Below are 8,634 nucleotides of genomic sequence, written 5' to 3'. Positions count from 1 at the left end.
CCTAAATTCGGATAATAAGTGCAATTTCTCAGATTAGATGGCCAGCTGTTATAATTCGGCCATTTTCTCGCCAAAGGAAATTGCTTTAATGAAATATAAACAGCTGACACAAGAAGAAAGATACCAGATTTACGCGTTAATAAAAGCAGGAAATAACCAAAAGCAGATAGCTGAAGAACTAACTCGTTCACCGTCATCTATTTCTAGAGAGCTAAAACGCAATAAAGGACTTAAAGGCTATCGGCCTAACCAAGCCAATAACTTTGCTGAACAAAGACGTAAGTCATCTTTCAAAGCAAGTAAGTTAACAGAGGACGTCACTCACTGGATTAATAAATTGTTGCATGACGGACTTTCCCCTGAGCAAGTGGCAGGCCGCTTAGCTTTAGAGAAACAGGTCGTTTTACATCATGAAACAATTTATCAATATATTTACAGAGACAAGGCTCGTGGTGGCAAGCTACATAAGACACTCACTCGTGCATGTAAAAAGTATAAAAAACGCTATGGAAGCTATGATAAACGTGGACAGATAGTTAATCGAGTCAGCATTGATGAACGCCCAAGTATTGTGGATTCAAAGTCTAGGATTGGTGATTGGGAGGGCGATACAGTGATAGGTAAAGGGCGTAAAAATGCGCTTGTCACAATGGTTGAACGTAAAACGTTATATACAGTCGTTCACAGAATTGAAAGCAAGCATGCGAAAATAACAGCCGATGCGCTGATCAAGTGTATGACACCATATAAAGGTAAGGTTATTACCGTGACGTTAGATAATGGAAAAGAGTTTGCTCACCATGAGCATGTTGCACAAGCATTAGAAGCTGATGTGTATTTCGCTCATCCCTATTCATCATGGGAGCGGGGCATAAATGAGAATACCAACGGCTTACTTAGACGCTTCTTCCCCAAGGGAACTGACTTTATGGCGCTAAGTGAAGCAGAGATACAGGCGGCAGTTGATAAGCTCAACCATCGGCCAAGAAAAACAAGAGGGTATAAAACCCCTCATGAATTATTTACGGGGCAATCAGAAGTTCTGGTGGCTGCATAATGATTGCACTTAATACTTGAATTCAAGTCTCAATTAAACCGCTTCTTTTTTAAAGATTAAGCTGGATTTATTTATAGCCGCAAAATTATTATGAGCTTATTCTCAATAAACATACCGCATAAAAATTCTAAGTTCCTGTTGTAACCTTTACCTATCTAAACTGATATCATAGTTAATTACTTTTTATAATCCAGTAGGACGTAATGGCAAAACCCAATAAAAAAGGCCCTACTAAAACGGTCGATATTTTTTGCTCAGCCTGTAAAGTTTCGTTATTTAAATACCGAAAAGGAGGGAAAGGGGCATTAGTTAAGTGTTTTAAAGAGCGAATTAGTCAAGACTTTACAAGTGAGCCATGTATTTGCCCTAACTGCAGTCGCCCATTTGCCCGAGAGGCTATTATTCGTGGTGCACCAGCCTATAAAATTATCGGCGGAAAAGTAACGTTTAAATAAAGTTTTGAAGTAAAGCCTTCTCCTTACGGACATATGGCCTTGTTAGAATTTACCATATTGATAGAATCGCTCGGTTTGCTGTTTCAATGAATGAAAAAACACCCCCCCCATGGATCGGGCCAGTTTATTGGGTTATTTAAAAATGGATAAAGGATAGTTTCGTGATAGCACTCTTATTTGACATCATAGGCATGACAGGTACTTTTTTAGTAGTTGGTTCATTTTTCTTACTGCAGCTAGGTAAAACGTCTCCAGCTAGCCTAACGTATAATATGATGAATTTAACAGGGGCGATTTTATTGTTAATTAGCCTTTGCTATAACTTTAATTTAGCAAGCTTTGTGATTGAAATATTTTGGATAGCCGCATCATTAATCGGTTTATACAAATACTTAAAAAATAGATCAGCTTTAGCTACAAATTAATAAAGTATTAATTTTGTTCTACATTTTAGGCACTGCAAACATAACTGTTTGCGGTGTTTTTTGTTTTTAGGATTAAATTTTGTTAGTAAGTATAATTAAATGCTTTTGTTAACAAAAAGTTTATATCTCTGTATCCTATAAGTCGTTACACTAGCTGCCTTAAATTTTTAGGCTATTTCTCGGGCAGGCCATGTTTTCGTTTTCTAAAAGAATAATTACAGTATGTTTATTATTAGTATTAATTTTAGTTGTTACATTTTGGGTAGGCCGCGCTAACGATATTGAAAAAGCAACGCTGCAAGCACAGGGTCAAGTCACCCAATTAAATAATTATATTGATACCGAGTTAGTTCGCTTTTCTGCTATCCCACAACTGCTTACTTATAATCAGTTAATGATTGATTTTGTGAGTGGTGAAAACCAACACTATAGCGCTATTAATAATTACTTGGCCGACATTCAACAGGCAAGTGGCTCCTCTGATATATTTGTACTTAATACTCAAGGTGAAGTAACTGCGAGTAGCAATTGGCAAGTTGATTACACCTTTTTAGGTAGTAACTTTGCATTTAGACCTTATTTTAAACGTGCTTTTGCAGGCGAAAAAGTTGCCTATTTTGCCTTAGGTATGCGCTCAAAAGAGCGAGGAATTTATTTTTCACAAGCAGTTTATCATGACAACAAAGCGGTAGGTGTTGTGGTATTAAAGGTTAATGTAAGTAAATTTGAAAATGATAGAGAGCTTTTAAATACATCAATGGCGAGTCATTTTTACTTGCAGCTTACTGATGACGTTATTGCTATGTCGGATGTGCCCGCTTGGCGTTTAAATAGTTTTAGTAAGTTTGATATAACGCAACGTCGTGATATTAAATTACGCAGAGCATATTTAGATCATCAACCTGCATATGTTGAGCAATTTCAATATATTAGTGAAGGTATAACGCATTATAAAATAAATAAAAAGTTATATGTAAGCGCAGCTAAACCACTGCGTTACTTTAGCGCAAATATGTATGTTCTTGTTGATGTAACCTCTGTAAATTCGGCGCAATTACCTCGATTATTTTGGGTTAGTGTTATTTACGGTATAATAACTATTATAGGCTATAGCTTGCTGGCTCGTTTTGCTGGCTATAAAAAACTTTTATATTCAAGACACAGTTTAGAAACAAAAGTAATTGAGCGAACGCAAGAGCTTGAAAAAGCACAAGTTGCGCTAGTGCAATCTGCTAAGCTGGCCACAATAGGGCAGTTAAGTGCGGGCATTAATCATGAAATAAACCAGCCATTAAGTGCAATTAACACTTACCTTGCAAGTGCTAAAAGGTTATTAGCTAAGCAAAACTATAGCGCTCTAGCTGAGAGCCTTAATGTTGTTGAAGGGCTTGTAGAGCGAGTGCACAAAATAGTCGGACAGTTAAAGCATTTTAGCAAACCCTCACAAACTCAGTTACGGCCTCACCCATTGGCGGGTTTAATTAATAACGCTTTAATGATAGCCAGCTCGCAATTAAAGCAAGATAACGTCCAAGTAGAGAAACCTCAAATAGATGGCACGTTGATTGTATGGGTAGATTCGCTTAAATTTGAGCAAGTGCTGGTTAATCTAATTACTAATGCAAGCCAGGCAATGAATGGCGCAATAGTTCGGAAATTGAGCTTTAAGGTTGAATGCTTTGATAACCGCGTAAAACTCTCAATTTTAGATACCGGTTCGGGTATCGAACAGCATGCATTTGGTAATTTATTTGAACCATTTTACAGTACTAAAGTAAGTAATGGTTTAGGGCTTGGGTTATCTATATCAAAGCAAATTATTGATTCGTTTAGTGGATCTTTAAGTGCACATAATAGATTAGAAGGGGGGGCTGAGTTTATAATAAGCTTATCAAGTACGCAGGATAAAGCAGATGATTGAACAATCAGCATGTAAGCACATCATTATTATTGATGATGAAGCTATGATCAGAGATTCTTTAAAGCAATTACTGACCCTTGAAGGCTATACAGTTGAGTGTTTTAGCGATGCAAGCGCCGCCTTAACTAAACTCAACCGCCGTTTTATGGGGGTGGTGCTTAGCGATATAAATATGCCCACAATGGACGGGATAACACTGCTTGAGCAAGTAACTGCCTTTGACAGTGAGCTTCCGGTTATATTTTTAACAGGTTATGCCGATGTAACAATTGCTGTAAAAGCGATGCAACTAGGGGCCTATGATTTATTTGAAAAGCCACTTAATGAAACACTACTCGACTGCATAGCCAGGGCCTGCGATAAACGCAGCCTTGTAATTCAAAACCGTGCATTAAAATTAGCTGTACAAAAAACCTCAGCACCCGGCGTTCGCATATTGGGTGATACGCCTAAAATGCAAGACATGATGCATTTGCTCAATACCGTGATTGATACGCCTGCTGATGTGATGATTGAAGGCGAAACAGGCACGGGTAAAGAGCTTGTAGCACGTTATTTACACGACCAAAGCATTCGTTCTAGTTCTAACTTTGTTGCGATTAATTGCGGCGCAGTGCCTGAGCAATTAATAGAAAGTGAGTTATTTGGCGCAGCAAGTGGTGCCTACACGGGAGCAACTCATGCTCGCAAAGGTAAGTTTGAATTTGCGCAAGGCGGCACCGTATTTTTAGATGAAATTGAAAGTACGCCTTTGTCTTTGCAGGTTAAATTACTGCGCGTATTAGAGGAGCGAAAAGTTACACCTGTCGGCGAAAATACGCCTATTAATTTAGATATACGAATTGTAGCAGCGACCAAAGTAGACCTCCTTTCGTTAGTGGAAAAAGGCGAATTTAGAGCTGATTTATACTACAGACTCAGCTTGGTAAAAGTAAACATACCGCCACTACGCGCCCGAAAAGCCGATATAGTATTACTGTTTAAGCATTTTAGCTCCATTGCAGCAACGCGTTACCACAAACCACCAGCCCCCCTTAATAGTAAGTTACAACAGCGCTTAATTGCATACAATTGGCCTGGCAATGTAAGAGAGCTTAGAAATCAAGCTGAACGCGCGGTTTTATTAGGAGTTGAGCTCGCTTTTAGTGTTAGTAAAACGCAGGCTAAAGGTGAGCTTTCACCCGATTTAAGTCTATCTGAAAAAGTTACTTTTTATGAGCAGTCATTAATAGAAGAAGCCCTAGAGCGACACCATGGCAGTATTAAAAATACGATGGGTACACTGCAAATAGCTCGTAAAACCCTTTACGATAAAATGAGTAAATACAATTTAAACCGCGATATGTTCACTGACTAATATGTGCGGTATTTGTGACAATTTAATTATTTTAATGTGTGGAAAACCGCACGTTTTCTTCTTTTATTATTGATTTATAAAACCAACCATTTGAAATTTAATAACTTTATATCATTGGCAGTAAAGTTGCTCTATTAGAACTGACAACAAGTAGATTCTAATAATCAGGACACATAATGATAAAGTTTACACACCCCTGTATTTTACTCACCTCAATTACTGGCCTTGCTATTTGCTCGTACTCTGCTCAAGCGGCTGAATATGCTGTATATGGTAAAGCCGAAGTGCAAATTGCTAATACAGATACAGGTATTATGCGTTACGCAGAAAAAGGCACGCAGATTGAAGCGCCATTTTCGCGTATAGGCATTCAAGGGCAACACAAATTAAATGAATATTTAAACGTTGTTTTTAAATACGAAGTGCAAGTAAAAGGCTTTGAGCAAGATGACACCGAAGAGCCATTTAGTGCAAGGAATACTTATCTTGGTTTAAAAGGTCAATTTGGCGAGCTTGTAGTGGGAAGAAATGATACTCGCTTTAAATACTCTGAGGGCAAAGTTGATAACTTTAATGAAACCCAAGGTGACATAGCTCAAGTTATTGCAGGACAAGATAGACTTGGTGATACGATAACATACACTTCTAAGTATTGGCATAATACGCAATTTTCGTTTACTTACGCTCCAAAAGATGACAACAAAGATAATGAAGCTGGATTTGCAGCAACCTTTATTTATGGTGATCGTAGCTTAAAAAACACCTCATATTACTTATCATTAAGCCATGTTGATTCTCTTAATAATATTAATGCGAGCCGAATAGCAGCAGCCTATAAATTTGAACAATTACAGCTTGGTGCGCTATATCAGCATTCTGAATCAACAGATGGTATAAAATCAGGTAACGGTTATGTGTTAAGTGCAAGCTATACGCTTGATAAATGGGTACCTAAATTACAGTTTGCTAAAGATGATTCTTTACTTCGTCAAACTTCTGAGGCAACGCAATGGACTACGGGCCTTGACTATGTATTTGATAAGCAAACAACTGCTTACCTTTTATACACCGACCTTAATTTAGAAGAACAAGACGACAGCAGTGTTGCGCTTGGTCTTAAATACAAATTTTAGAGGCCTGCCATGACAGATAATATACTCACGCAAAAACCAGATAAGAAAAGACATTTCCAATGGCTTTTTTTGATACTAGGCCCTGTAGTAATGCTATTGACATGTTTACTCGATCCACCAACGGGTATGTCTGTAGCGGCATTTAAAACCGCAGGTTTAGCATTTTGGATGGCATCGTGGTGGGTGAGCGAAGTAGTACCAATTCCAGCAACTGCTTTGCTCCCTCTGGTAATATCACCACTTACTGATATAGCAGCAATTAAAAGCGTGGCTGCCCCGTATGCGCACCCGCTAATATTTTTATTTTTAGGTGGTTTTTTAATTTCTATTGCTATGGAGCGTTGGGGGTTACATAAACGTATTGCGCTAAGCACCATGTTATATGCGGGTAAAAAGCCAAGCTTGCAAATTTTAGCCATGATGCTGGTAACCGCATTTTTGTCGATGTGGATGTCTAATACCGCAACAGCTGTAATGATGCTGCCTATTGCGCTTTCGATTACCAATTTAGTAAAGCAATCAGACCCGAGTAATGAAGGTTTTGGTAAGGCCTTACTGTTATCAATCGCTTATGGTGCAAGTATTGGTGGTATTGCTACCTTAATCGGTACTCCGCCTAATGCTTTAATGGCTGCTTACTTGTCAGATAGTTACCAAATAGAAATTGGCTTTGCGCAATGGATGATTGTAGGCGTACCACTGTCTTTAGGCATGCTAATTATTAGCTGGGTTTGGCTTACTAAATTTGCGTATAAAGTAGATGCTAATATTAAAAACGATCAGAAAATTGATACAAAAGCGGTGTTTTCAACGCAGTTAAAAAGCCTAGGTATAATGCAGCGCGCCGAAAAAGGCGTGTTATTTGTGTTTGTTTTAGCAGCACTGTGTTGGATATTTAGACCTTTATTAGGTGACATAACAGGTCTTAATATTTCAGATACTACTATTGCAATTGCAGCGGCATTGCTGTTGTTTGTAATGCCAGCGAATAAAGGCAAAGATGAGCGTATCCTTGATTGGGAAAGCGCAGCTAAAGTGCCGTGGGGCGTTTTATTATTATTTGGTGGCGGGCTTACACTTGCATCTCAAATTAAGTCATCAGGGCTTGCTGAATTTATTGCTCACCTAATTGAAGGCGCTAGCACTATTCCACTTGTTTTGAGTGTACTTGTTGTTGTGGCATTAATTACGTTTTTAACTGAGATCACAAGCAATACAGCAACTGCAGCGGGCTTTCTTCCTTTGTTAGGGCCCGTTGCAGAGTCTATAACAGGTTCACCATTGGTTTGGGTTATTCCAGCAGCTATAGCGTGTAGTTGTGCGTTTATGATGCCGGTAGCGACACCACCAAATGCTATTGTGTTTGGCTCAGGGCAAATTCAAATGCGTGACATGATAAGAGCGGGTTTTGTGCTAAACATTGTGGCTATTGTATTAATTACGCTGGTTACAATGACGATTGCAGCCCAAGTATTTGGCTTTTAAAGCTGAACTAAATTAGTTCCAACCAACCTATGCCAGAGTAGCTTTGTTTATATTTACAGTTTTAAACAAAGCTACTCTTTATGCTTATTTATATTGCTTAAGAAGCTCTTTTTTAGATAATTAGTGTTATTGCTCGAAAAACAGAACAAGGTTATAGTCGTTAATAACTTTAAAAATTGAGTAACCTATTTTGAGCACTGAGACATCACAGGCAATGCCTTTAATTCCCCAGTTTGATGAATTGCAAAAAAGCTTTCTCGAAACGCCTTACTTGCCAATTGATAAACGTCTCGTTTTATTGAAAAAACTCCGTGTACGTATTGTTGAACTTGAGCAAGAGCTAGTAGATGCTGCTTCAAAAGACTTTGGTTACAGAACCGCTTTCGATACTTTACTTGGCGATATACTGCCTACAGTGCAAACACTCGCGCACATTATTAAAAAACTGCCAAAATGGGCAAAGCCAAGTAATCGCTCTGTGGGTTTAAGCTTATGGCCTTCAAAAGTAAGTGTTAATTATCAGCCCAAAGGTGTGGTTGGTATTATTGCACCGTGGAATTACCCGATTCAGTTAGCGTTAGTACCTGTGCTTACCGCCATAGCTGCCGGTAATAGAGTGATGCTCAAATTAAGCGAGTTTACACCTCACACAAACGTCGTTATCGAAAAAATATTTAAAGACGACATACAAACGCATTGCAAAATAATACAAGGCGGTAGCGACGTAGCCGCGCAGTTTTCATCACTGCCATTTGCTCATTTATTATTTACGGGGTCATCGGCCGTTGGTAAATTAGTAAT

Annotated in this window: 8 protein-coding genes; all 8 read left to right on the top strand. The window is 38.5% G+C overall.

Annotated elements, in window-relative coordinates:
* Positions 1 to 88 precede the first annotated feature (88 nt).
* A complete protein-coding gene (locus L655_RS0115320; protein ID WP_024604033.1) occupies positions 89 to 1,057 on the top strand; it encodes an IS30 family transposase in 969 nt (322 codons plus the stop codon).
* A gap of 203 nt (positions 1,058 to 1,260) precedes the next feature.
* Positions 1,261 to 1,512 carry a hypothetical protein gene (locus L655_RS0115315; RefSeq protein ID WP_024605496.1) on the top strand — a complete coding sequence of 84 codons (252 nt, stop codon included), beginning with the start codon at positions 1,261 to 1,263 and terminating at the stop codon, positions 1,510 to 1,512.
* Positions 1,513 to 1,673: 161 nt separating this feature from the next.
* Positions 1,674 to 1,937: a hypothetical protein gene (locus L655_RS0115310; RefSeq protein ID WP_024605495.1), complete on the top strand. Its 264-nt coding sequence runs from the start codon at positions 1,674 to 1,676 to the stop codon at positions 1,935 to 1,937.
* Between the two features lie 190 nt (positions 1,938 to 2,127).
* Positions 2,128 to 3,858 carry an ATP-binding protein gene (locus tag L655_RS0115305; RefSeq protein WP_024605494.1) on the top strand — a complete coding sequence of 577 codons (1,731 nt, stop codon included), beginning with the start codon at positions 2,128 to 2,130 and terminating at the stop codon, positions 3,856 to 3,858.
* The gene (locus L655_RS0115300) at positions 3,851 to 5,215 is read left to right on the top strand and encodes a sigma-54 dependent transcriptional regulator (protein WP_024605493.1); all 1,365 of its coding nucleotides are present in this window, start codon (positions 3,851 to 3,853) and stop codon (positions 5,213 to 5,215) included. The genes L655_RS0115305 and L655_RS0115300 overlap by 8 nt, the downstream gene beginning before the upstream one ends.
* A gap of 176 nt (positions 5,216 to 5,391) precedes the next feature.
* On the top strand, positions 5,392 to 6,348 hold the full coding sequence (locus L655_RS0115295; RefSeq protein ID WP_024605492.1) for a porin: 957 nt from the start codon (positions 5,392 to 5,394) through the stop codon (positions 6,346 to 6,348).
* 9 nt (positions 6,349 to 6,357) lie between these two features.
* Positions 6,358 to 7,833: an SLC13 family permease gene (locus tag L655_RS0115290; RefSeq protein WP_024605491.1), complete on the top strand. Its 1,476-nt coding sequence runs from the start codon at positions 6,358 to 6,360 to the stop codon at positions 7,831 to 7,833.
* A gap of 190 nt (positions 7,834 to 8,023) precedes the next feature.
* Positions 8,024 to 8,634: aldehyde dehydrogenase family protein (locus L655_RS0115285; protein WP_024605490.1), on the top strand; the 611-nt coding region annotated here is incomplete at its 3' end.

Source organism: Pseudoalteromonas sp. TAE79 (assembly GCF_000498015.1).
Lineage (GTDB): Bacteria > Pseudomonadota > Gammaproteobacteria > Enterobacterales > Alteromonadaceae > Pseudoalteromonas.
Note: the sequence above shows the minus strand (reverse complement) of the source record. Positions and strands in the feature narration are given on the sequence as shown.